This window comes from Pseudomonas sp. EA_35y_Pfl2_R5 (assembly GCF_963970805.1).
GTDB lineage: Bacteria > Pseudomonadota > Gammaproteobacteria > Pseudomonadales > Pseudomonadaceae > Aquipseudomonas.
On the sequence record NZ_CAXAOW010000011.1, the window covers coordinates 83,347 to 106,769 of the forward strand.

Below are 23,423 nucleotides of genomic sequence, written 5' to 3' on the forward strand. Positions count from 1 at the left end.
GTGGTTGGCACGTATTTGGATATTGATGGGGGCAAGCGTCCTTTTAACAGCTTGTGCAGGAAGCACATATATTAGGCCGCCATTGGCAGTACCCGACCAGTGGGCCCACACTGGATATGATGGCAATGATACTTCCAGTATTACCAATGGTGCATCTTGGTGGCAGCGCTTCGATGATCCAAAGTTGGACCTTCTTATCGATTCTGCACTTGCCCGCAATAACGATCTGGCCAAGGCTGCATTAAATGTACGGGAGTCTCAGCTCATATCCGTTCGAGCGGGTGACCCGCTGCAATTTGGACCCCAAACCACGCTGATTGCGACAGGGGGCAGTCGTCTCGACAATGGGGCCAGCGTGAGTAACCGCTCCAGCTCACTGCACCTAGGGGTCAGCTACACAATTGATCTTTGGGGAAGACTAGCCCGCGAACGGGATATTGCTCGTTGGGCCTTAGAGGCCTCGGAGGCTGACCGTGAAACCGTGCGACTCAATGTGATAGGTACTACAGCCGATCTCTACTGGAGGCTCGCGTTCTTCAATCAACGAGTAGTGTCGGCTGAGAAGAGTCTTTCTTTTGCGCTGCGCACGCAGCAACTGGTTTATGCACAGTCTATTGCCGGTGCTGTTTCCGCGCTTGAGAAACGGGAGGCCGAGCAAGCGGTTCTGACTGAGCGCAGTAGTCTTTCTCAATTGCGTCAAGCGCAGGTCGAAACGCGCAATGCACTCGCGGTACTGTTCAACTCACCTCCCGGAAGCAATGTGTTGGAGGAGGTATTGGGGCAAGAGCCTCAGACTTTACCTGGGGGGGTGCTACCCATCGTGCCGGAGGGATTGCCTGCAGCGCTGTTAAGCCATCGGCCGGACTTACATGTTGCTGAACTCAACTTACGCCAGAGCCTGGCTAATGTTGATGTTGTGCGAACCAGCTATTACCCCACTCTGGCGCTGACGGGATCCGCAGGGAGCATTAGTGCTTCGTTGAGTGATCTAATAGCTAATCCTACTGCAATTCTAGGGGCAGGGTTGACGTTGCCATTCCTAGATCTGAATGCCATGCGACTCAATACAGAGATTGCGCAGGTTCAATATGAAGTGTCTGTAATTCAGTTTCGCCAGGCGCTCTATCAGGCATTTGCTGATGTAGAGAACGCGTTATCGGCTCGCGCTTATCTTGCTGAGCAGGCCAGCCTCCAGGCGCAGAATGTGGTCGCTGCGGCTGAGGCCGAGCGCTTGTACGCAATTCGCTATCGAGCCGGAGCGGTAGCCTTGCGCATGTGGCTGGATGCTCAAGAGTCGCTTCGTACTGCAGAGCTTCTCTTAGCACAAACGAAGTTAAGCCAGTTGCAGAATCTGAACACGTTGTACCAGTCCTTAGGGGGAGACGCGGCGGTATCAGTTCAACATACCAATTAGACATCCGGCCAATTCAAAGTTTCTCCCGGGAAATATCAACTGCTGTACGAGTTTTGCCGCTGCTGGATAGCCCCTGAGTTTGTGGACACTCAATGCCCGCTTTGGGCCGGAAGCAGGCGCTTGCCGCCAGTAGCTATTGGCCATAATCGGGCAGCGCAAACCAAGTCTCAAGAACGGATTCTATAATCGCTCTATAATTGACTATAAAATCCTATAAAGCCCATCCTAGAGCTATCTAGCATGCCTCTGGACGCTTTATCGCGAAGCCGGAGAGCTCATTGTGCCGACGCTTGGCGCCCGCCAACAAAACCGTAGCCATCTGGGCCGGAAGAAGCTAGGAGTTGGCAGCTATTTAGCCGATAGCTTCCTCTCAAAGGCTACAGCTGCGGGCCAAGCGGATATTCACACCGACGGGCTCGCGTAAAGACATGTATCAATTCCTGCGATAACTCTTCTTTCCGGCTGGTATCAGGCAGTCCCCCTCCGCGTGTGCCCGACCTAGTTAAAATCACCCTGTAGTGCTCTACGCTGGCGCCAAGCCCGAGAAAGACATTCGCTACTGCTGGCGAGTACTGGACTGACTGCCATTCGTGCAGATTAGCAATCACTCGCTCCGCATAAAGAAACGAAAAAAGTTAGATAAGGTAAGTGATTGATTTATTGAAGGGAAATCACAAGTAACAGTTAGTAACGTTCCGGAATGTTCGTATGCAAGTCGGCGTGAAGGTCTGCAGAGCCACTACGCGGATATTACATCGGAAGGTGTGTGCGCTCAGCGTTGCACGGAAAGCCAAGAACCAGGATTAGGTAGATGTTTGGGAGATTCGCGCGCGGCGTTAGCCGTTGTTGGTGGGCGCTCGCCGCCGGTGGCCGTGCAACAGTCCCGACCATATAATTCAAGCATTAGAGCCTGGTCAGTGATGACCAGGCTTTTTTGTGTCAGGGACTTTTGCGGGACTTTTTTCATCCTGCCTTCCTCCTCAGTATTGTCAGCGCCGGCCCACGTGAGTCGGTAGCCGAAATTTTGTTTGCTTCATCAATCAGCTTGCCCAGTTCTGCGCCCGAGTAGTTGCTGGTGGTGCAGGGCTTTCCTGTCTTCCTCGGTGACCCCCGCGGCCCTTAGTCTTCGACCGGAGGTGTGCTTCAGGTCGTGGACGCGTATCGAGGTAAAGCCTGCGGAAGCGGAGCGCAGAAACTGCTCCTGAAATCGCTTATTCGCGCGCTCCATTTGATGATCATGAGCTGCCACCAAAGAAGCAGCGACATCGTTATCCAGCGTTGTGGTAAGCGCGCCACTCTGAAACCAAACAAGCAACGTGGGGAGGGGGTCTGCTCAATCATCTCCTTATGATTGTTGGCCCAAAGTCGCTTTCTGACTGCATAACCGGTCATGCCCCTATTCGCTAAAGTGACTTTGCCGCTGGTCAAATCGGTACCGGTAACAGCTCTTGATAACGTGTTTTATCGAGAGTTTGCGCTGACGGTGCACTTCAAATAGGCGCCGGGGTCAGCATCTCTCATCACAGGTGACCACAGTTCTTGAGCTATGCAAGAGTGGGGGAAGCGGCGTTGAGACCCAGTTGCGAGGCCAGGCCTACCACCGTGCCTTCTGGCAGGATTATCCTGCGTTAACCTCCGCCCAGCGATTCGTCAGTAGCCAGAGCCCGAAATACCCTATGGAGCGGACAGATTCGCCATCGGTGCTGCCACAATTCGGTCATGCAACTCAAGTGACCGGATGGAGAAGGGACGAAACAAGCCACTTCATATTGAGATGAGTGATGAGCAGGCGTTCGGTAGCGCTTGAAAGACATTGGTGGTGTATCTTGTAGACTTGGGGTCAATTAGGCACCTTAAATCGCCCAGGTACTTAATAAGGAAACCGTCATGCTTGAAATCGAGCCGCTCTGTTTCTCGTCCGACTGCCCTAGCCGGGGCTTGTTCGACCAGATCGCTGATAAATGGTCGATGATGGTGCTGGCCGTGCTTGATGACGGTCCACAACGCTTCAACGCGATCCGCCGTCGCCTGCAAGGTGTCACCCAAAAAGCGCTAACCCAATGCCTGCGCCGGCTGGAGCGCAACGGGCTAGTATCGCGAGAGGTGATTTCGCTTTCACCGGTCGCTGTGCAGTATCAAATCACGCCGCTGGGTCGCACGTTGCAACAGCCTTTTCGGGCGCTGCACGAATGGACGGTCGCGAAGCTGCCGGAGGTCGATGCTGCCCGGCAGGCGTTCGACGCTGCTGTAAGCGGAACGACAAATCCGCAGGGTAGGTAGCGCCGTTCGATTGTATGAACGCATCCTCGGACGATCATGCATTGATCTCCGATACCTGATACGTAGATGGAAACCAAGCCAGCGGCTTTCGTCCGAGGCGGCACGGTACGCGGACTCTGGCCGTCCGTACTATGGCAGTAATATTGGTGTCTACTTCTACCAGATCTACACATTGGTTGTTCAGGCTCGTTCGAGCAAGAACACAGAGTGCTGCAGCTGCTCTTACGCTCGATGCCCCTATCGTTGGCCCAACAGCCAAGTGCCTACGACTATTTCTGAGCACCAGGTTTCCTCAAGCCTACTAAGGCGACAAATAGTGCCTAATTGACGCTAGGTTTATTTTTGATACCTTCTCGTCTGCCCCCACTTTGAGACAAGTGGCCCTAGCCGCCACATTCATTCGTCACTCTTGTGAGCGAGTTTCAACCCGCCAATGGTGTCACTCGACAGAGAGCGCTTCTTTAGTCAAGCCGTGCCTGACTAATCATCGAGTGTGGGCGGACATCAATTAAATTCAACACTATGAGGAAAACATGGAAAACCTAAAGCTTTTAGCCCCCTTGAGCAATGAAGAGCTCACCTTCAAGAATCGGGTTTTCATGGCACCAATGACCAGAGGTCGATCGAAGGATCAGGTTGCCAATGAATTGGCTGCAAAATATTACGCGCAGCGCGTATCGGCGGGTCTCATTTTCACGGAGGGTACCCAGATCAGCGCCCAGGCGGTCGGGTGGACGAATACCCCAGGAATCTATACTCCCGAGCAAATTGCGGGGTGGAAGAAGGTAACCCTGGCAGTGCATGAAGCCGGTGGTCTCATTTTCGCCCAGCTCTGGCATACCGGGAGAGCGTCGCACCCTGATTTTCATGGTGGAGAACTCCCGGTCGCACCATCAGCGGTCCCCTTCAATAGCCAGGCGTTCACGCCAGAAGGCATCAAACCCTCTGTGACACCACGCGAACTAACCCTCGATGAAATTAAGTCCACCATCACAGACTATGAAAAGGCTGCGCAGGCTGCAAAAGAAGCGGGTTTTGATGGCGTCGAGGTTCACGGCGCCAATGGCTATCTGCCTGCACAGTTTCTGGAAGATGGTTCGAACAAGCGAACCGACGAGTATGGTGGCACCGTTGAGAAGCGAGCGCGGTTCCTGCTTGAGGCCACTGATGCTGCGATAAAGGTCTTTGGGCCGGCCCGTGTCTCGGTCAGATTGTCGCCGCGCATTCCGTATAACGATATGGGCGATTCCAATCTCGAGCATACATACATGTACGCGGTGGAAGCGCTGGAAAAGAAAAACGTTGGCATTATGCATTTCATGGAACCGGCGACCCTTCCGGAAGGCCTTAAAGCTCTTGCACCTGGGGCTCGTCAGCGATTCTCAGGAATTTTCGTATTGAATGTTGGCTACGACCGGGCGTCTGCGGAACAGGCGTTGCAAAACGGCTTGGCTGATGCAGTCACATTTGGCACGCTGTTTATTAGTAATCCAGACCTTCCGGAACGCTTCCGTCAGGACGCTCCGCTGGCAACTCCGGATGCTTCTAGTTACTACAGTGGTTCGGAAGAAGGCTATACAGACTACCCGCCGTTGGCCTAGTCATTCATGATCGAGGCGTAATAGCTGGAAGTTAAGATCTTGATCTGAATTGACTCGCTCCGTCTCGCGCCATGTCCGCCGGGCATGGCGTTTCCAGATTGCACGTGCATCTCTAGAGACCTATCGTTCTCAGGCCGAAGACTTCTTCGCCAAGGAAATCGTGGCGGTAACGATTAAGGGCAAGAAGGGCGACAGCGTTATCGAGGCCATGAGCATCTGCGCCCGACCACCACCCTGGAAACCTTGAGCAAGCTTAAGCCGGTCAATGGCGAGAGCAAGACCGTCACCGCCGGCAACGCTTCGGAGGCAATGGCGGTACCGTGGTACTGACCCTGGCCTCGCGCGACGCCGTCCAGAAATACGGCCTGACCGCCCGCGCCAAAGTGCTGGGTATGGCCAGCGCCAGCGTGGCACCGCCGGTTATGGGCATAGGTCCGGTGCCGGCGGTACGCAAGCTACTCGAGCGGCTGAAGATCAGCGTCCATGACTTCGGCGTCATCGGACTCAGCGAAGTCTTCGCCGCCAACTGTGCAGCGGTGCGCTATGCCGTTTTTCGCGAGCAGATTGCCGCCATTGTCGCGCTCACCTTGATCGTCTCCGGCACGGCCCATGCGGACCCCCGAACAACGAGGTTCTGCCTATTGCGCTGCATTATCTGGGCTTACCTTCACACTCCACCGAGGAAGACGATTATCGCCAGGCTAAGGAGCTGATGGTTTCGATTCGTCCGCATATCAATTACTTCAACTCTTCCCGCTATGGCATGGATCTGGCCAACGGTGATATCTGTGTAGGCATCGGTTGGTCAGGCGGTGTGGCACTGGCAACGCGATTGGCGGACGTGGTAGGTAAGGGCATCAAGGTTGACATGATCCTGCCCAAGGAGGGCGCGCCGGTGCGGCCAATCGCGATGGGATCCATGCGTTCCTCGACTATATGATGCGTCTAGAGGTGATCGCCAAGGCCAGTAACGCCATCGGTTACCCAAATGCCAACAAGGACGCCACACCTCTGGTCGATGCCAGTATCCGGGACAATCCGAATATGTATGTGTCGCAGGACGTTCTCCCTTCATTGATTGTGCTCAAGTCGTTGCCGCAGGGTGTCGAGCGCATGTGCATACGCACCTGGAGCGCTATACGCACCGGTATGTGATTTATCTCAGATCCGGCTTTTATGCCGGACCATTGTGTGGGGCGAGGGGAGGTGCTGAGCGGCGCTTATTGCGCTTGCTCAGGCGCTTATTTCGTGGTCAAGGAGAGTCGTAGCCGACTCTCCTTTCAGCGTACTCAGTGTCATATAAGACTGTGGTCCAGGCCGGCCCGGCTACCTCTGCGGGCAATGTACTCGGCTGGCAATCGATGAGCGCACCTCGCTCTTCGCGTTCAGCGTTGCTTTAAGGCTGGCATCACAGCCAGCGACGAAATCATCCCTGTTTTTGTCGTCGTGAGGGCCAGGCTCTGTCCTGTGTAGTCCCTGCGAACTCATGCATACGATCGCGGTAGCCCAAGGTCGATTTTCGCGAGCAGATCGCCAACCCCCTCGCGTTCATCCTGAGCCTTTGTCGCACTGCCGATTGCTCCGCCAGCGTCAGTGATCCTTCAGGATGAGCAAAAAGATTATGGTTGTTAACGTGATTTTATGCGTTTTCATGGCAGTCAATATCCTGGTTTATGGCAGTTAAATGCTGCTGTGTCGGGGGCTCTTCCTAAGTTTTCTAGGTGATGGTTGTTTTTAAATATAGTTAATTGACATAACTATATTGTCGCGGTAATTTTGTTTCCAGGCGCTAACAGCCAAGACAAGAGGTGTGAGATGAGCAGCTACGAAAACCGCTGGAAAACCGTCAAGGTCGAGATCGAAGAGGGCATAGGTTGGGTCATCCTCAACCGTCCGGAAAAACGCAACGCCATGAGCCCGACCCTGAACCGTGAAATGGTCGAGGTGCTGGAGACTTTGGAGCAGGACGCCGATGTTGGTGTGCTGGTGCTGACCGGTGCCGGCGAGGCCTGGACCGCGGGTATGGATCTCAAGGAATACTTCCGCGAAATCGATGCCGGCCCAGAAATCCTCCAGGAGAAGATCCGTCGCGAGGCTTCGCAATGGCAGTGGAAGTTGCTGCGCATGTACACCAAGCCGACCATCGCCATGGTCAACGGCTGGTGCTTCGGTGGCGGCTTCAGCCCGCTGGTGGCCTGTGATCTGGCGATCTGCGCCGACGAGGCGACCTTCGGTCTGTCGGAAATCAATTGGGGCATCCCACCGGGCAACCTGGTTAGCAAGGCCATGGCCGATACCGTCGGCCACCGTCAGTCGCTGTACTACATCATGACCGGCAAGACCTTTGGTGGAGCGAAGGCCGCAGAGATGGGCCTGGTCAACGAGAGCGTGCCGCTGGCGCAGCTGCGCGAAACCACCATCGAGCTGGCGCGTAACCTGCTGGAGAAAAACCCGGTGGTGATGCGCGCGGCGAAGATCGGCTTCAAGCGCTGCCGCGAACTGACCTGGGAGCAGAACGAGGATTACCTGTACGCCAAGCTCGACCAATCGCGCCTGCTCGACACCGAAGGCGGCCGCGAACAGGGCATGAAGCAGTTTCTCGACGAGAAGAGCATTAAGCCGGGCCTGCAGGCCTATAAGCGCTAAGACGCTAACGTGGCGCCAGGCCTGAGCGGGCCTGGCGCGCTTCCAGAATAAGCACAATAAGAGGAGTTCCCCATGTTCGAGGTGCCTTTGCTGATTGGCGGTCAGACCCGAGCGGCTGCTGATGGTCGCGTGTTCGAGCGCCGCAACCCGGTGACCGGTGCAGTGGTGTCGCGGGTTGCCGCCGCTACCCTGGAAGATGCTGATGCCGCCGTGGCAGCGGCGCAGGCGGCGTTTCCCGCCTGGGCCGCATTGGCACCCAACGAGCGGCGTGCACGCCTGCTCAAGGCGGCCGAGATGCTCGAAGACCGTGCGCCGGAATTCCTCGCCGTGGCCGGCGAAACCGGGGCGATGGCCAACTGGTACGGCTTTAACGTGCACCTGGCCGCCAGCATGCTGCGCGAGGCGGCGGCGATGACCACGCAGATTTATGGCGAGGTGATCCCCTCCGATGTGCCCGGCAGCTTTGCCATGGCCTTGCGTCAGCCCTGCGGCGTGGTGCTGGGTATCGCGCCGTGGAACGCGCCGGTGATTCTCGGTACCCGCGCGCTGGCGATGCCGCTGGCCTGCGGTAATGCCGTGGTGCTCAAAGCGTCCGAACTGAGCCCGGCGGTGCACCGCCTGATCGGTCAGGTGCTGCAGGACGCCGGCCTTGGCGATGGCGTGGTCAACGTGATCACTAACGCGCCAGAAGACGCGCCGGCCATCGTCGCCCGGCTGATCGCCAACCCGGCGGTGCGCCGGGTCAACTTCACCGGCTCCACCCATGTCGGGCGCATCATTGGCGAGCTGTCGGCGCGGCACCTGAAACCGGCACTGCTGGAGTTGGGCGGCAAGGCACCTTTGTTGGTGCTGGACGATGCCGATCTGGATGCGGCGGTAGAGGCTGCGGCCTTCGGCGCCTACTTCAACCAGGGACAAATTTGTATGTCCACCGAACGTCTGGTGGTCGATGCAAAAGTGGCCGATGCCTTTGTCGACAAGCTGGCGAGTAAGGCCGCCAGTCTGCATGCCGGCGATCCAAGCGACAGCCTGTCGGTGCTCGGCTCGCTAATCGACGTTTCGGCTGGAGAGCGGATCAAGGCGCTGATCGATGATGCCCTGGCCAAGGGCGCACGCCTGGTAACCGGTGGCCAGCTGGACGGCAGCATCATGCAGGCGACCCTGCTTGATGGCGTCACCTCGGCCATGCGTTTGTACCATGAGGAGTCCTTCGGTCCAGTGGCAGTGGTGCTGCGCGGCGAGGGCGATGAGGAGCTGCTGCGCCTGGCCAACGATTCCGAGTTCGGTCTGTCGGCAGCGATCTTCAGTCGCGACGTGTCGCGCGCTTTGTTGTTGGCGCAGCGAGTCGAGTCGGGCATCTGCCATATCAACGGGCCGACCGTGCATGACGAGGCGCAGATGCCCTTCGGCGGGGTCAAGGCCAGCGGTTATGGCAGCTTCGGCAGCAAGGCGTCGATCGACTTCTTTACCCAGTTGCGCTGGGTGACCATTCAAAATGGGCCGCGTCACTACCCGATCTGAAACACAACCAAGGGTCTGCGGCGCGTCGGCCAGAAGGCGTAGATCCGCAGCAGGCTCTAAGAGTTGGCGCAAAACAGCACTATAAGAACAATCGGCCTAGGCCAAGCCCGCGTACCCATGAGGTGGCGCGGCTGGACGCCCAGGGAGCGCTTTGCTGAGGAGTTTTACAGGTGAACAACCCATCTAGCGGTCGTGTCGAGCCGATCTACCGGCCGGTAACGATCGGCATGCCAGCGGTGCAGCTGCGCCAGGCCGGGCAGGCGCTGTACATGCAGGCGCTGGAGCCGTTGCAGGCTTACCCGCAGCGGTTACTTGAGCGTCTGCTACGCTGGGCCGAGGAACGTCCCGAGCAGACATTCATCGCCCGTCGCGGCGCCGATGGCCAGTGGCAGCGCATCAGCTATGCCGAAATGCTTATGCGGGTGCGCAGCCTTGCCCAGGGGCTGCTGGCATTTGATCTGTCGGCCGAGCGGCCACTGTTGATTCTCTCTGGCAACGACCTGGAACACCTGCAGCTGGCATGCGCCGCCCTATATCTCGGTGTGCCCTATTGCCCGGTGTCGCCGGCCTATTCGCTGGTGGCCCAGGACTACGGCAAGTTGCAGCACATCTGCACGTTGTTGCAGCCAGGGCTGGTGTTCGCCGCCGATGGTCAGGCCTTCGCTCGTGCCATCGAAGCGGTGGTGCCGGTGGCCACGCCGTTGCTGCTGACCGAGGGGGAAGTGGCGGGTCGCGAGTGCCGTTCGTTCTCCAGCCTGCTCGGGCTTGAGGCCTGCGATGAGGCGGATGCGGCCTTTGCCGCTAGTGGTCCGGATAGCATCGCCAAATTCCTCTTCACCAGCGGTTCGACCAAGCTGCCCAAGGCGGTGATCACCACCCAGCGCATGCTTTGCGCCAATCAGCAGATGCTGCTGCAAACTTTCCCGGTGTTCGGTGAGGCACCACCGGTGCTGGTCGACTGGCTGCCGTGGAACCACACCTTTGGCGGCAGCCATAACGTCGGCATCGTGCTGTACAACGGTGGCACCCTGTATATCGATGACGGCAAGCCGACCCCGCAGCATTTCGCCGAGACCTTGAGCAACCTGCGCGAGATTTCGCCGACCGCCTACCTCACCGTGCCCAAGGGCTGGGAAGAGCTGGTCGCCGCTCTGGAAGTGGATGCCGAGCTGCGCGAGATGTTCTTCGCGCAGATCAAGCTGTTCTTCTTCGCCGGCGCCGGGCTGTCGCAAGCGGTCTGGGATCGCCTCGACGCGGTGGCCGAGGCGCATTGCGGTGAACGCATCCGGATGATGGCCGGTATCGGCATGACCGAAACATCGCCGTCCTGCACCTTTACCACCGGGCCGCTGTCCATGGCCGGTTACGTCGGCCTGCCAGCACCGGGTTGCGAGGTCAAACTGGTGCCGGTGGACGGCAAGCTGGAAGGTCGCTTCAGTGGCCCCCATGTGATGCCGGGCTATTGGCGTTCGCCTGAACAGAGCGCCGCGGCTTTCGACGAGGAGGGTTTCTACTGCTCCGGCGATGCGCTGAAACTGGCTGACCCCGAGCACCCGGAATGGGGCCTGATGTTCGATGGCCGCATCGCCGAGGACTTCAAGCTCAACACCGGGGTGTTCGTCAGCGTTGGTCCGCTGCGCACGCGGGTCATCATGGCGGGCGCGCCCTATATCCAGGATGTAGTGGTGACCGCGCCGAACCGTGAGTGCATCGGCCTGCTGGTGTTCCCGCAGTTGCCGGCCTGTCGTGAGCTGGCCGGACTGGCGCCCAACGCCACGGCCGAGCAAGTGTTGGCCGCGCCGCGGCTGCGCGCCTGGCTGGGCGAGTTGCTCGAACAGCTCAACCAGCATGCCACCGGCAGCGCTTCGCGCTTGGCCTGGGCCTGTCTGATGAGCGAGCCGCCATCGCTGGACAAGGGCGAGGTCACCGACAAGGGCTCGCTCAACCAGCGGGTGATCCTCAGTTGCCGCGCCGAACGAATCGAAGCCCTGTATCAGGGTGCGGACCCGCAGCGCGTAACGGCGGCGCGTTGAATATGGCTGAGGGGCTCTACTCGGCGTTCGACGACGTAACGATTATCGAGGCCGTGCGTACGGCCTGGTGCGATTACGGCGGTGCCTTGGGTCTGGTTTCGCCGACCGATCTGGGGATCAAGGTCGGCCGCGAAGTGCTGCGCCGCGCAGCCATAGACCCGGCTGCGGTGGATTCGGTGCTGGCCGGTTGCGTGGCCCAGGCGAGTTTCGATGCCTATATGTTGCCGCGCCATATCGGCCTGTACAGCGGCGTGCCGCAGGCGGTTCCGGCCTTGGGCGTGCAGCGTATCTGCGGCACCGGTTTCGAATTGCTGCGCCAGGCCGGCGAGCAAATCGCCGCCGGAAGGGCTGAGTTAGCCTTGTGCGTTGCGAGCGAATCGATGTCGCGCAACCCGATCGCCGCCTATACCCACCGCGGTGGTTTCCGCCTCGGTGCCGGAGTGGAATTCAAGGATTTCCTCTGGGAGGCGTTGTTCGATCCGGCTGCGGATATCGATATGATCGGCACCGCGGAGAATCTGGCGCGGCGTTATGGCATCAGCCGCGAAGAGGCCGATGCCTATGCCTTGCGCAGTTTCGAGGCGGCATTGACCGCGCAATGCGAGGGCGAGTTCGCCGACGAAATTGTCAGTGTGCGCAGCGAATCCTTCGAGCTGGATGGCTATCAGCCCCGCGGTATCGCCTTGCCGCGCGGGGTCGAATCGCTCGAACGAGACAGTCACCCGCGCTCGACCAGCCTGGCGGCTCTATCGCGCCTGCGGGCGATCCATGCCGGCGGCGTGCAGACCGCCGGCAACAGTTGTGCGGTGGTCGATGGTGCGGTGGCGGCTTTGCTCGGCTCGGCGGATATGCTTGGTGACCGCACACCATTGGCGCGGCTGCTGGCGACTGCAGTGGTCGGTGTGGCGCCTGAGCTGATGGGTATCGGCCCGGCTCCGGCGATCCGCCTGCTGCTGGCGCGTAGCGGATTGCGTCTGGACGATATCGCTCGTTTCGAAATCAACGAAGCCCAGGCCGCGCAAGTGCTAGCGGTGCAGCGTGAGTTGCAGCTCGACCCGCAGCGCCTGAACCTGCACGGTGGCTCCATTGCCCTTGGTCATCCGCTGGCCGCCACCGGCTTGCGCCTGACCCTGAGCCTGGCCCGGCAACTGCGCGCGGCTAACCAGCGATACGGCATCGCCGCCGCCTGCATCGGTGGCGGCCAGGGCATGGCGGTGCTGCTCGAAAATCCGGCGTTCGTTCGGGGCTAACAGTCCCGCGGGGACGTGTTGTTGGCCGTGAGCTTCGCCATGGTGCAGCGGTGTGGGAGGCGCTTTAGCGGCGAGCTTCAACCGCTGTTGTCGCGGCTAAAGCCCCTCCCTCGGGTTGTACGCCCATCAGCTGGGTAGGGTGGATGACGCCTTTTTCATCCACCGTTGTTGTTATTGCCGGCGCTGCGATTGGTGGATGGATAAAGCGTCATCCACCCTACGAGAGCGCGCCTTTCGTGGGAGCAGCAGGGACGCCGAGTCATTGGCCGCGAGGCCGTTCGTGCGTTTGGCGCTTAATCGACGTTCCGATAGACCTTGTGCAGCAACTGCAGCAGCTGCTGGCGTTCCGCGTCGCTAAGCGCGGCGGTGGCTTCGCGGTCGCTGGCGGCGGCGATTTCCTTGAGTTGCTTGAGCAGGGTTTCCCCGGCCTTGCTAAGGAAGATGCCGTAGGAGCGTTTGTCCGGCTTGCAGCGCACGCGCACGGCGAGGCCGAGTTTTTCCAGTTTATTGAGCAGGGTCACCACCTGCGGCGGCTCTATGGCGAGGATGCTCGCCAGGTCGGTCTGCATCAGGCCGGGGCTGGCCTCGATGATCAGCAAGGCGGAGAACTGTGCGGGGCGCAGGTCGAAGGGGTTGAGTTGCTCGACCAGGTTCTGCGCGACCTTCAGCTGGGCGCGGCGCAGGGCGTAACCGATCAACTGGCTGAGCATGGTATCGCTCGGCTCGGTGGCTGGGCTGTTCACTTCCGGGGTGGGGGGGCTTTTCTTGGCCATTGGCTGGAACCGGGTGCTCGCTATGGGTTGCCGAAATGGATACTGGTTAATAAACCTAATCAGTTTCGCACCAATAGCTAGGTTTTGGCCAGTTGCTTAAACCGCTGGCGGCGTTTCAGGGTAAACCCTGGGCTGGCTTGGTGTTGCCCAAGACTATTCACTGGCCCCTTGCTTGATGGGGTAGAGCCTTTAGTCAGAAATTGAAAAATAAGGAAACTTATCGGTTTCCTTTGTCGTGGTTTTTGCCATACTCCAGCCGACGAGTCGGTGGAGGTGCCGGCTTGTCCAGCACTTAGTGCTGGCTAATAACAATTTAACCAGCAGGAAAATTACGCCATGAGCATTCTCGGTCACCAGGCTGCGGCGGTCAGCGCCGAACAACTCTCTGCGGCCCTCGCCGCCATGAAGCAGGCCCATCTGGCCGAGGGGGCGGCCAGTCTGGAGCTGCGCCGCGACCGCCTCGACCGGGCCATCGCCCTGTTGCTGGATAACCGCGAAGAGATAGTCGCTGCGGTGTCCGCGGACTTCGGCAACCGCAGCCGTGAGCAGACCCTGCTGTCCGATATTGCCGGCTCGGTGGCCAGCCTCAAGCATTGCCGCGAGCATTTGGCCGAGTGGATGCAGGCCGAGTCCCATCCGGCGCCGTTCCCTGGCTGCGAGGCACGGGTCGACTACCAGCCGCTTGGCGTGGTCGGGGTGATCAGCCCGTGGAACTTTCCCATAGTGCTGGCCTTCGGCCCGCTGGCGAGCATCCTCGCCGCCGGCAACCGGGCCATGCTCAAACCCTCGGAGCTGACGCCCCGCACCTCGGCCTTGCTCGCTGAGCTGATCGCCCGTTACTTCGACGCCAACGAACTGAGCACCGTATTGGGCAGCGCCGAGACCGGTGCGCTGTTCAGTGCGCAGCCGTTCGATCACCTGATCTTCACCGGCGGCACTGCGGTAGGGCGGCATATCATGCGCGCCGCTGCGGACAACCTGGTGCCGGTGACTCTGGAGCTGGGCGGCAAGTCGCCAGTGCTGGTCTCGCGTAGCGCCGACCTGGCCACCGTGGTACAGCGGGTGATGACGGTGAAGACCTTCAATGCCGGGCAGATCTGCCTGGCCCCGGATTATCTACTGCTGCCGGAAGAGTCGCTGAGCGACTTCGTCGCCGAGGCCGTGCGCTTCGTAAGTGAGATGTACCCAACCCTGCGCAGCAATGCCGATTACACCTCGATCATTAACCCGCGCCACTTCGATCGTCTGCGCAGCTACCTTGCCGATGCCCATGCCAAGGGCGCGCGTCTGCTTGAGATCAACCCGGCGCAGGAAGATCTGAGCGACCGCGAGATCCGCAAGGTCGCCCCGACCCTGGTGCTCGATACCAACGAGCAGATGCAGGTGCTGAGTGAGGAGATCTTCGGCCCGTTACTGCCGATCAAGACCTACCGCGACTTCGCCGAGGCGATCGACTACGTTAACGCCCAGCCGCGAGCGCTGGCGGCCTATTACTTCGGTGAGGATGCTGACGAGCGCCAGCAGGTGCTGCAGCGCACCACCTCGGGCGCGCTGGTGGTCAACGACTGCATGAGCCATGTGCTGTTCGAGGAGCTGCCGTTTGGCGGTGTCGGCCATTCGGGCATGGGCGCCTATCATGGCGTCTACGGTTTCCGTACCTTCAGCCATGCCAAGGCGGTGGTGGTGCAGAGTCCGATCGGTGAGTCCAACCTGGCGATGCGCGCGCCTTATGGCGAGATGATTCATGGTCTGCTGGACCAACTGCTGACCGCTAACTAATTGAGCCGTTAAGGAGTGAAGTCATGAGCCTAGTGAAAACCCTTAAGGCCAAGCTGCTGCGCGCCCTCGCCAAGCGCATGAAAGGCAAATTCGTCTACGCCGCGGCGCAGTTTCCGCTGCGTGCGGTCGCCGAGGAACAGATTCCTACCGCCTGGGGGCCGGCACGGGCGCTGTTCTATTGGCCCCATACGCCATCCCAAGAACCCCTGCCGGTGTATCTGAACCTGCATGGCGGCGGCTTCGTCGCCGGGGTGCCCGAGCACGACGACAGCTATTGCCGTCGGCTGGCACATAACCTCGGCTGCCTGGTGGTCAATCTGGATTATGTGCTGGCCCCTGAGCATCCCTTTCCCGCCGGCTTGCGCCAGAGCTTTGCGGTGCTGGAATGGCTGGCCGAGCAGGCTGCGGCGCTGGGTATCGATCCGCAACGGATTGCCGTTGGTGGGCACAGCGCCGGCGGCAATCTCGCCACCGGCGTAGCCAACCTGGCGCGCGGGCATCAGCGGCTACGGGTGGTGCATCAGCTGATCGACTACGCAGTGCTGGATCTTGCTCAGGATCCTGGGCTAAAGCTCTCCAGCCTCGACAAACCCTTGCTCGGTGCCGGCCTGGTGCGCTTCTTCAATAGCTGCTACCTGAGCGATCCGGCCCAGGCCCGCGACCCGCTGGTCTCGCCACTGCTGGCAACGGTCGACGAATTGCGCGGCATGCCGCCGGCCACCCTGATCACCGCCGAGTACGACATCCTGCGCGGCGAAGGTGAGGCCTATGCCGAGAAGCTGCGTCAAGCTGGCGTGCCGGTAAACGAACGGATGTTCGCCGGCTGCGACCATATGTTCACCCACCTGGGGCCGGACGACTCGGCGGACCAGGCCTGGCAGTTGATGGAGGATGGGTTGCGTGGGGCGTTTCAGGTTGGGGTGGGTGAGCAGGTGGGCGTCAATATTGCCGCTGCGCTGTAGTAAGCCCCCGTCGTCCAGACGTCGCGCAGCAAGCTGGGTGGTCTAGCGTAGGGGCTTTTTGTGGGAGGGGCTTTAGCCGCGACTGGACTGGCACATTTTCGCGGCTAAAGCCCCTCCCACAGGTATTCACAAGCCGACTTCGACGTTCCGGAAAATTTTGGCGCTGGAAGTTAATCGTCGGAATGTCGAACCACAGCAAGGACTAGGCGTCCCCGACTAGGCGTCCCCCAGGTTCCTACAGATAAACCTAGCGACACAGGCGTTTACCGGCATGCCACGGTAAGCTAGGCGCCGCCGAAGGATCCCGTGCCATGCCTATCAGTAGAAGCCCTAATGCCTGAAACCTCCCCACAGCCAACCAAGCGCGGTCGCGGTCGCCCGGCCGTGCGCAGCCGCGACGAGCAGATGAGCCTGCTGCTGGATGCTGCCGCCGCCGAACTCGGCAGCGGCAATTTCGCCAACGTCACCATGGACGCCATCGCGCGTTCGGCGGGCATCTCGAAAAAGACCCTCTACCAACTGGTTGCCAGCAAGCAAGAGCTGATCTCGCAACTGGTGGCCCGCGATTTGTCCACCCTCGAATTGCTGTTGGAAAGCGGCATCGATTGCGCCGAAAGTCTGCTCGCCGAGCTGCGTATGTACCTCTACCTGTGGGCGCGCCTGACCCTTTCGCCGTTGGCATTGGGCATCTACCTGATGGCTGCGCAAGGCCGCGAGAACGCGCCGGGTATCGCGCGGATCTGGTATCAGGAAGGCGCCGAGCGCTGCCTCAATCTGCTGCGTGGCTGGTTGGGCAAGGCCGCGGGCAAAGGGCTGTTGGCGCGTGAGGATGTCGAACCGGCGGTCGAGCTGATCGACGCGCTGCTGATCTCGCAGCCGCTCAAGCTGTTCACCCTGGGCGTGCAGCAGAGCTGGTCCGACGAGCAGATCAGCGAGCGGGTCGAGGTGGCCCTGGGGATGTTCGGCAGATGTTTTATGTCTCGCGGCGCGGCGTCTTGATCGTGCCCTGGCTGCGCTATGATGGCGAGCATTGCAGGCGGGGTGGGGACTGTTATGAATAAGCCGGGTCAGCGTGTTCTGATCGCGCTGCGCAAGATGATCGCCTCGGGGGAGCTGGCGGCGGGCGAGCGGATCGCCGAGATACCCACCGCCGAATTGCTTGAGGTGTCGCGCACGCCGGTGCGCATCGCTTTCCGTACCCTGGAGCAGGAAGGCCTACTGGTCAAATGCGCCGGGCGCGGCTACACGGTGCGCGCGGTCAGCCCGGCCGATATCGCTGGTGCGGTCGAGGTGCGCGGGGTGCTCGAAGGCCTGGCCGCGCGCCAGGCGGCGGAGCGCGGTATCGCTGTCGAGGTGCGTGAGGCCCTGCATGAATGCCTGGAGCAGGGTGACCGGCTGTTTCAGAAGGGCCATGTGCTGGAAGAGGATCTGGAGAGTTATCACGACCTCAATATGCGCTTCCATCAGCTGATTATCGCTGCCAGCGGCAACCCGGCCATCGCCGAAGCCCTGGCGCGCAACGACCACCTGCCGTTCGCCTCGGTCAGCTCCCTGGCGGTCGACCTGCACGATATGGCCCGCGAATACCGCCGCTTCAATTTCGCCCATATGCAGCACCACGCGGTGTTCGACGCCCTGGTCAATGGCCAGGGATCGAGGGCCGAGGCGATTATGCGCGAGCACGCCAATGCGACCCTGCGTTATGCGGAAATCTTCGGCCCAACCCAGGCCGCCAGTGAAGGGGTGAAGGTGATTCAGAAGGGCGCGGTAGAGGGGCTGTTGTAGGCGGCTACGCCTACCCCCATGCCCGCGAAACGAACAAAGGCATCGCGGGCATGGCCCGCTCCTACGGACCGTAGGCTAGCTGTTACAGATCCAACACCAGTAACGGACTCTTCGCCCGCGAGCAGCAGGGCGTGAATTGGTCGTTTTGTGCCTGTTCGGCTTCGGTGAGGAATAGGTCGCGGTGTTCCGGTTCGCCGGCCAGTACGCCGGTCAGGCAGGTGCCGCAGATGCCTTGCTCGCACGACAGCGGAATCAGAATGCCGGACGCTTCCAGCGCTTCGGCGACGCTCTGATCGGAGGGGATCTGGATGATCTGGCCGCTGCTGTTGAGCTGCACGGCGAAACTGCCGTCGTTGGTGTGATTGATAGGCGCTGCGGCGAAATACTCGCGGTGCGCGCGCTTATCGTCCCAGCCCTGAGCCTTGGCTGTGCTCAGCACATGCTCCATAAAACCGCCTGGGCCGCAGACATACAGGTGCGTGTCGGCATCGGGGTGGGCGAGCAGGGCGTCGGCATCCAGGCGCTGGGCAGCCGGGCCGTCGTCGAAATGCAGGTGCACGCGCTCAGCAAAGGGCGAAGCCTGCAGGCGTTCGACGAAGGCCGCGCGTTCGATCGAGCGGGTGCAGTAGTGCAGTTCGAACTCGGCGCCGAGTTGGTGCAGGCGTTCGGCCATGCAGAGGATCGGGGTGATGCCGATGCCACCGGCGAACAATAGGCTGCGTTGTGCATTTTCACTCAGCGGGAAGAGGTTGCGCGGCTCGCTGATCAGCAGCGTCTGGCCCACCTGGACCTGCTCGTGCATGGCCTGGGAACCGCCGCGCGAGGCGGGATCCTTGAGCACGCCGATCACGTAGCTCTGGGTTTCCCCGGGCGGGTTGCACAGCGAGTATTGGCGGATCAGACCGCCGGGCAGGTGCACGTCGATATGAGCGCCAGCGGTGAACGCCGGTAGCGGCTCACCGTCGGGTCGGGCCAGTTCGAAGCTGCAGATACCCTGTGCCTGACTGTTGCGTGCGACTACTGAAACTTCGATCACGGGACGCTCCTTGCACCGGCGGTGCTGGCGATCAGCTCGGGCGTCGCGGCAGGCGCGCGCTCCTGGGCGATCAGGCGTTCGAGGATGCGCCGCGATTGCACGCCGCCGGCATCGATATTCAGCTTGAGCAGTTGGCGCTCTGGATGAGCCAGCAGATTGGCCTGCTGCTGTTCGAGCATCTGCAGGTCCTCGGAAAAAATTTTGCCCTGGCCTTCGCGGATGCTGTCGGTGAGCTCTTCATCATCGGGCTTGAAGCTGCGCGCCATGCCCCAGAAGTACCAGATCGAGGTCTCGGTTTCCGGGGTGATGAAATCGACCACGATGCTTGCTGCCTTGTCGGCCGGCGTGGCGTCATAGCCACCCTTGCCGGCGTGGGCCACGCCGACCTCGATCAGCACATGGCTCGGCGGTGTGAAGCGGCAGATCTGCCAGCGGTCCACCGGCACATCGTCGGCCAGGCCGTTGCCACGCAGGGCCATGCGCCAGAACGGCGGCGCCATGATGTTCTGCATATGCCGGCTGGTGACCACATTCTCGCCCTCGACCGTGGTGACCGGCGCGACCTCGTCGATCTCCTTCTGGCCGATGCTGGAGGCGTGCACATAGGTTTCGTGGGTCAGGTCCATCAGGTTGTCGATCATCAGGCGGTAGTCGCAGTTGATATGGAACAGGCCGCCGCCATAGGCCCAGTCCGGGCTGTCGGCCCATTCCAGGTGATGGATCAGCGCCGGGTCGGCTTGCTCGGCATCGCCCGGCCAGACCCAGATAAAGCCGTAACGCTCCTCCACCGGGTAGCTGCGGATGCACGGAAAGCCGCGTACGCGCTGGCCCGGCATGGCCTGGGTCTTGCCGTCGGCACCCATGGCCAGGCCGTGGTAGCCGCAAATCAATTGGCCGTCCTCGACAAAACCCAGGGACAGCGGCGCGCCACGGTGTGGGCAGAAATCCTCGACCGCCGCGACCTTGCCTTGCGCCCCGCGATAGAAGGCGATCTTCTCCCCGCAGATCTGCCGCCCCAGGGGTTTCTCGGCGATTTCATCCGGGGTGCAGGCTACATACCAGGTGTTTTTCGGGAACATGGAGGCTCTCCTGTGGGTGGGCCTTGGTTGTTTTATTGGATCCAATAATTCCCGCTGACGTAGCCGAGTGTCAAAGCAAAAATCTGCACGCGGAGTATTTTGTGGCCGATTATCGGACGATTAAGCAAGTTTTCTTGGACGGTTAGGGGCCGTTTGGCGTGCCGAGCGAATACTTTGAGTTTGGTTAATTGCATCTATGGATCCAATTGGCCGGCGATAGATCGAGCCGTTTCCCGGGTGTGTATGGGCATATAAGGCTGGTGCGCATGGCGCACCCTACGGGGCTTTCCCGGATTTCATTCGGGCTACAAAAAATGCCGTTCACCTGAATCAGGTGAACGGCATTGGTCTGGGGGAGGGGCCGAGAAGTTGTTACTCGCCCGCCGGCCGGCGCGACAGGCGATAGGACAGTTGCGCGCGGGTCAGGCCCAGGCGGCGGGCGGCTTCGGAGACGTTGCCTTTTACCTCGGCCATGCAGTGGTCGATCATCGCGTCTTCGACTTGCTGCAGTGACAGTCGGCTCAGGTCCTTGTCGCCGAACAGGGCGTGCAGTGCTTCGGGTTGCTGGGCAGGAGGCGGGCTGTTGGTCTGCTGGGGTTGCGCTGGTTCGTGGGGGGCTGCGGCAAGCTGGCCGCGCACGCCGATGGAGAACATCGGTTGGGCCAGGCGTTCGCCGCTGGTAAACAGGTGCGACAGGTCGATGGCGCCGCCGTCCGGGGCGCTGATCACGCCGCGTTCCACCAGGTTCTGCAGTTCGCGGATATTGCCGGGGAAGTCGTAGCCCAGCAGGGTGTCGGCGGTGCGCGGGGTAAAGCCGCTGAGTTGCCTGCCGTGGCGCTGGGTAAAGCGCTGCAGAAAGTGGCTCATCAGCAGCGGGATGTCCTCCTTGCGTTCGCGCAGCGGCGGCAGGTGGATCGGGAATACGTTGAGGCGGAAGAACAGATCCTCACGAAACTCGCCACGCTGGGCGGCGGCGCGCAGGTCGACGTTGGTTGCGGCAACCACCCGTACATCGACCTTCAGCGTGCGGCTGCCGCCGACCCGCTCGACTTCGCCTTCCTGCAGGGCGCGCAGCAGCTTGCCCTGGGCCACCAGGCTAAGGGTGGCGATTTCGTCGAGAAACAGGGTGCCGCCATCGGCGCGCTCGAAACGTCCGGCGCGGGACTGGGTGGCGCCGGTAAAGGCGCCGCGCTCGACGCCGAACAGCTCCGACTCCATCAGGTTTTCCGGAATCGCCGCGCAGTTGATCGCCACGAAGGGCGCCTCGCTGCGCGGGCTGATGCGGTGCAGCATGCGCGCGAACATCTCCTTGCCGACCCCGGACTCACCGGTGAACAGCACGGTGGCCTGGGTCGGTGCGACCCGCCGCAACATATGGCAGGCGGCGTTGAAGGCCGAGGAAATGCCGACCATCTCGCCGTCCTGGGTCGCTGCCGGCTCGGCTTGTCGGACCCTCGGTAGTGCGCCCTTGTCGGCGTTTTTGCCGTTGGGTTTGGCTACGGCCGTGCTGGCGCCGCTACCCACGAAGGGTTCGGCGTTGAGATCTGCCAGTTCCTCCTCGGCGTCGTCCCATTCCTCCACGGGTTTGCCGATCAGGCGGCAGGTATTGGACCCGGTGGAGCGGCACTCGACCTCGCGGTAGAGGATCAGGCGGCCGACCATCGCCGAGGTGTAGCCGGTGGCGTAGCCGGTCTGCATCCAGCAGGCCGGCTCGGTGCCGATGCCGTACTGGGCGATATGTTCGTCGTCCTCGCTGGAGTGATGCCAGAGGAATTCGCCGTAATAGGTGCCCAGGTTCATATCGAATTCAAAGTGCACCGGCTCCACCTTAACCGCGCCTTCGAGGGCGTGGATGATCGGCCCGGCGGCGAATATCGCCAGGGTGTCGGCCTCGGGGAAGCGTTCCCGAACCAGCGCCGCATCCCGAGCGCCGCAGTGATAGCCGGTGCGCAGCATGATGCCGCGGGCGCGGGCCAGGCCCATGCTGTCGATCAGTTCGCGGCGCAGTGCACCGAGGCCGCTGCTGTGCATCAGCAGCATGCGCGCGCCATTCAGCCAGATGCGCCCGTCGCCGGGACTGAACAGCAGGGCTTCGGTCAGGTCCTGCAGGGTTGGCGAGGCACCGGGCGGCAGTTCCTCAATGGCGCCGCGGGTGGGGGATTTCTGCGTGCCGCGGGAGAGTTCGGCCAGGGAGATCAGCTTGTTCGGCATCGAGAACCCCTTAATCGGATTAATCATATTCCGCATAGTGCAGCATGATTTTGCTGAAATCATCACTTTTCTAAGGTGGCTCAGGTTTCTCTAGATAGGCCTATTTTCCTAGTATTCAGCGCAAATATGCGAGCTAGACGGGTTTTCCGCTCGTGATCGATACATGGCATATCGATTGCTAGAACTAGTTACCGATATTAACTAATTCGGCAATAACAATATGGCTTGGCTGCCGCGCCCTTGCGCTAGCAGCACAAGCACGGACCGGGAAACCCTTATGAAGCTGACCAACAAGACGATAGTCGTGACCGGGGTCTCCTCGGGCATCGGCGCCGAAACTGCCAGAGCCCTGCGTGCCCATGGTGCCACCGTTATAGGCGTGGACCGCAACGAGCCCAGCCTGACCCTGGACGGGTTCGTCCAGGCCGACCTCAGCCATCCCGACACCATCGATGCCGCCGTGCAGCAGCTGCCGGCGCAGGTCGATGGGCTGTGCAATATCGCCGGGGTGCCCGGCACTGCCGATCCGCAGCTGGTGGCGCAGGTCAACTACCTGGGCCTGCGCCATTTGAGCGAAGCCATGCTGCCGCGCATCCGCGAGGGTGGGGCCATCGTCAACGTGTCCTCGGTGCTTGGCGCCGAATGGCCGCAGCGTCTGGAACTGCACCGCAGTCTTGGTCTGGTAAGCGGTTTCGCCGCAGGCGAGGCCTGGCTACGCGACAACCCGGTGCCAGACCAGACCTGCTACCAGTATTTCAAGGAAGCGCTGATTGTCTGGACCCAGATTCAGGCGCAGACCTGGTTTATGCGTACCTCGGTGCGGATGAACTGCGTGGCGCCGGGCCCGGTGTTCACCCCGATTCTCAACGAGTTCGTGACCATGCTCGGCGCCGAGCGGGCCCAGGCCGACGCCCATCGCATGAAGCGTCCGGCCTATGCCGACGAGATCGCCCCGGTAATTGCCTTCCTCTGCGCCGATGAGTCGCGCTGGATCAACGGCGTAAACATTCCGGTGGATGGCGGTCTGGCCTCCACCTACATCTGAACGAGGAG

General features: G+C 60.8%; 18 protein-coding genes and 2 pseudogenes. 15 read left to right on the plus strand and 5 right to left on the minus strand.

Annotated elements, in window-relative coordinates:
* Positions 1 to 25: 25 nt before the first annotated feature.
* Positions 26 to 1,414 carry an efflux transporter outer membrane subunit gene (locus tag AACX99_RS17050; RefSeq protein ID WP_339413671.1) on the plus strand — a complete coding sequence of 463 codons (1,389 nt, stop codon included), beginning with the start codon at positions 26 to 28 and terminating at the stop codon, positions 1,412 to 1,414.
* Between the two features lie 963 nt (positions 1,415 to 2,377).
* Here AACX99_RS17050 and AACX99_RS17055 read toward each other — a convergent pair.
* Positions 2,378 to 2,636: pseudogene (locus AACX99_RS17055) on the minus strand (tyrosine-type recombinase/integrase); the annotation flags it as partial.
* Between the two features lie 665 nt (positions 2,637 to 3,301).
* On the opposite strand from AACX99_RS17055, the gene AACX99_RS17060 reads away from it, so the two are divergent.
* From AACX99_RS17060 to AACX99_RS17100, 9 genes and pseudogenes are all read left to right on the plus strand, one after another.
* Positions 3,302 to 3,694: a winged helix-turn-helix transcriptional regulator gene (locus AACX99_RS17060; protein WP_339413626.1), complete on the plus strand. Its 393-nt coding sequence runs from the start codon at positions 3,302 to 3,304 to the stop codon at positions 3,692 to 3,694.
* A gap of 533 nt (positions 3,695 to 4,227) precedes the next feature.
* Complete coding sequence (locus AACX99_RS17065; protein ID WP_339413627.1) at positions 4,228 to 5,295, plus strand: alkene reductase; 1,068 nt, start codon at positions 4,228 to 4,230, stop codon at positions 5,293 to 5,295.
* Between the two features lie 103 nt (positions 5,296 to 5,398).
* A pseudogene (locus AACX99_RS17070) lies at positions 5,399 to 5,834 on the plus strand (3-oxoadipyl-CoA thiolase); the annotation flags it as partial.
* 173 nt (positions 5,835 to 6,007) lie between these two features.
* Complete coding sequence (locus tag AACX99_RS17075; RefSeq protein ID WP_339413628.1) at positions 6,008 to 6,235, plus strand: hypothetical protein; 228 nt, start codon at positions 6,008 to 6,010, stop codon at positions 6,233 to 6,235.
* Positions 6,232 to 6,450 (plus strand): hypothetical protein, encoded by a 219-nt coding sequence (locus AACX99_RS17080; RefSeq protein WP_339413629.1) that lies wholly within the window; start codon positions 6,232 to 6,234, stop codon positions 6,448 to 6,450. Before AACX99_RS17075 ends, AACX99_RS17080 begins: the two co-directional genes overlap by 4 nt.
* A gap of 660 nt (positions 6,451 to 7,110) precedes the next feature.
* The gene (locus AACX99_RS17085; RefSeq protein WP_339413630.1) at positions 7,111 to 7,941 is read left to right on the plus strand and encodes a p-hydroxycinnamoyl CoA hydratase/lyase; all 831 of its coding nucleotides are present in this window, start codon (positions 7,111 to 7,113) and stop codon (positions 7,939 to 7,941) included.
* Between the two features lie 72 nt (positions 7,942 to 8,013).
* Positions 8,014 to 9,462: an aldehyde dehydrogenase gene (locus tag AACX99_RS17090; protein WP_339413631.1), complete on the plus strand. Its 1,449-nt coding sequence runs from the start codon at positions 8,014 to 8,016 to the stop codon at positions 9,460 to 9,462.
* Between the two features lie 227 nt (positions 9,463 to 9,689).
* A complete protein-coding gene (locus AACX99_RS17095; protein WP_339413672.1) occupies positions 9,690 to 11,495 on the plus strand; it encodes a feruloyl-CoA synthase in 1,806 nt (601 codons plus the stop codon).
* Between the two features lie 2 nt (positions 11,496 to 11,497).
* Positions 11,498 to 12,745, plus strand: a complete 1,248-nt coding sequence (locus AACX99_RS17100; RefSeq protein ID WP_339413632.1) for a thiolase family protein — start codon at positions 11,498 to 11,500, stop codon at positions 12,743 to 12,745.
* Positions 12,746 to 13,038: 293 nt separating this feature from the next.
* Here the strand turns inward: AACX99_RS17100 and AACX99_RS17105 are convergent, their stop codons facing one another.
* Entirely contained in the window at positions 13,039 to 13,518 is a 480-nt protein-coding gene (locus tag AACX99_RS17105) for a MarR family winged helix-turn-helix transcriptional regulator (RefSeq protein ID WP_339413633.1), read from the minus strand.
* Positions 13,519 to 13,854: 336 nt separating this feature from the next.
* On the opposite strand from AACX99_RS17105, the gene AACX99_RS17110 reads away from it, so the two are divergent.
* The 4 genes from AACX99_RS17110 to AACX99_RS17125 all read left to right on the plus strand — a co-directional run bounded on the left by AACX99_RS17110 (position 13,855) and on the right by AACX99_RS17125 (position 18,044).
* Positions 13,855 to 15,297: a coniferyl aldehyde dehydrogenase gene (locus tag AACX99_RS17110; RefSeq protein WP_339413634.1), complete on the plus strand. Its 1,443-nt coding sequence runs from the start codon at positions 13,855 to 13,857 to the stop codon at positions 15,295 to 15,297.
* A 23-nt stretch (positions 15,298 to 15,320) separates the two neighbouring features.
* Positions 15,321 to 16,259 (plus strand): alpha/beta hydrolase, encoded by a 939-nt coding sequence (locus AACX99_RS17115; RefSeq protein WP_339413635.1) that lies wholly within the window; start codon positions 15,321 to 15,323, stop codon positions 16,257 to 16,259.
* Positions 16,260 to 16,592: 333 nt separating this feature from the next.
* The gene (locus AACX99_RS17120; protein WP_339413636.1) at positions 16,593 to 17,258 is read left to right on the plus strand and encodes a TetR/AcrR family transcriptional regulator; all 666 of its coding nucleotides are present in this window, start codon (positions 16,593 to 16,595) and stop codon (positions 17,256 to 17,258) included.
* A 54-nt stretch (positions 17,259 to 17,312) separates the two neighbouring features.
* On the plus strand, positions 17,313 to 18,044 hold the full coding sequence (locus AACX99_RS17125; RefSeq protein WP_339413637.1) for a GntR family transcriptional regulator: 732 nt from the start codon (positions 17,313 to 17,315) through the stop codon (positions 18,042 to 18,044).
* An 82-nt stretch (positions 18,045 to 18,126) separates the two neighbouring features.
* Here AACX99_RS17125 and AACX99_RS17130 read toward each other — a convergent pair whose 3' ends face one another.
* The 3 genes from AACX99_RS17130 to AACX99_RS17140 form a co-directional block, all read right to left on the minus strand.
* Positions 18,127 to 19,080, minus strand: coding sequence for a PDR/VanB family oxidoreductase (locus tag AACX99_RS17130; protein ID WP_339413638.1), 954 nt, complete (start codon positions 19,078 to 19,080; stop codon positions 18,127 to 18,129).
* The gene (locus tag AACX99_RS17135; RefSeq protein WP_339413639.1) at positions 19,077 to 20,159 is read right to left on the minus strand and encodes an aromatic ring-hydroxylating dioxygenase subunit alpha; all 1,083 of its coding nucleotides are present in this window, start codon (positions 20,157 to 20,159) and stop codon (positions 19,077 to 19,079) included. Before AACX99_RS17135 ends, AACX99_RS17130 begins: the two co-directional genes overlap by 4 nt.
* A 372-nt stretch (positions 20,160 to 20,531) precedes the next feature.
* Positions 20,532 to 22,370 carry a sigma-54-dependent Fis family transcriptional regulator gene (locus AACX99_RS17140; protein WP_339413640.1) on the minus strand — a complete coding sequence of 613 codons (1,839 nt, stop codon included), beginning with the start codon at positions 22,368 to 22,370 and terminating at the stop codon, positions 20,532 to 20,534.
* Positions 22,371 to 22,647: 277 nt separating this feature from the next.
* Between AACX99_RS17140 and AACX99_RS17145 the strand changes: the two genes are divergently transcribed.
* Positions 22,648 to 23,415, plus strand: coding sequence for a coniferyl-alcohol dehydrogenase (locus AACX99_RS17145; protein WP_339413641.1), 768 nt, complete (start codon positions 22,648 to 22,650; stop codon positions 23,413 to 23,415).
* Positions 23,416 to 23,423: the final 8 nt, after the last annotated feature.

Coding starts and splice junctions, on each gene's coding strand:
- AACX99_RS17050 (WP_339413671.1), top strand. CDS start 26: ATGGGGGCAAGCGTCCTTTTAACAGCTTGTGCAGGAAGCACATATATT.
- AACX99_RS17060 (WP_339413626.1), top strand. CDS start 3,302: ATGCTTGAAATCGAGCCGCTCTGTTTCTCGTCCGACTGCCCTAGCCGG.
- AACX99_RS17065 (WP_339413627.1), top strand. CDS start 4,228: ATGGAAAACCTAAAGCTTTTAGCCCCCTTGAGCAATGAAGAGCTCACC.
- AACX99_RS17075 (WP_339413628.1), top strand. CDS start 6,008: ATGGTTTCGATTCGTCCGCATATCAATTACTTCAACTCTTCCCGCTAT.
- AACX99_RS17080 (WP_339413629.1), top strand. CDS start 6,232: ATGATGCGTCTAGAGGTGATCGCCAAGGCCAGTAACGCCATCGGTTAC.
- AACX99_RS17085 (WP_339413630.1), top strand. CDS start 7,111: ATGAGCAGCTACGAAAACCGCTGGAAAACCGTCAAGGTCGAGATCGAA.
- AACX99_RS17090 (WP_339413631.1), top strand. CDS start 8,014: ATGTTCGAGGTGCCTTTGCTGATTGGCGGTCAGACCCGAGCGGCTGCT.
- AACX99_RS17095 (WP_339413672.1), top strand. CDS start 9,690: ATGCCAGCGGTGCAGCTGCGCCAGGCCGGGCAGGCGCTGTACATGCAG.
- AACX99_RS17100 (WP_339413632.1), top strand. CDS start 11,498: ATGGCTGAGGGGCTCTACTCGGCGTTCGACGACGTAACGATTATCGAG.
- AACX99_RS17105 (WP_339413633.1), bottom strand. CDS start 13,518: ATGGCCAAGAAAAGCCCCCCCACCCCGGAAGTGAACAGCCCAGCCACC.
- AACX99_RS17110 (WP_339413634.1), top strand. CDS start 13,855: ATGAGCATTCTCGGTCACCAGGCTGCGGCGGTCAGCGCCGAACAACTC.
- AACX99_RS17115 (WP_339413635.1), top strand. CDS start 15,321: ATGAGCCTAGTGAAAACCCTTAAGGCCAAGCTGCTGCGCGCCCTCGCC.
- AACX99_RS17120 (WP_339413636.1), top strand. CDS start 16,593: ATGCCTGAAACCTCCCCACAGCCAACCAAGCGCGGTCGCGGTCGCCCG.
- AACX99_RS17125 (WP_339413637.1), top strand. CDS start 17,313: ATGAATAAGCCGGGTCAGCGTGTTCTGATCGCGCTGCGCAAGATGATC.
- AACX99_RS17135 (WP_339413639.1), bottom strand. CDS start 20,159: ATGTTCCCGAAAAACACCTGGTATGTAGCCTGCACCCCGGATGAAATC.
- AACX99_RS17140 (WP_339413640.1), bottom strand. CDS start 22,370: ATGCCGAACAAGCTGATCTCCCTGGCCGAACTCTCCCGCGGCACGCAG.
- AACX99_RS17145 (WP_339413641.1), top strand. CDS start 22,648: ATGAAGCTGACCAACAAGACGATAGTCGTGACCGGGGTCTCCTCGGGC.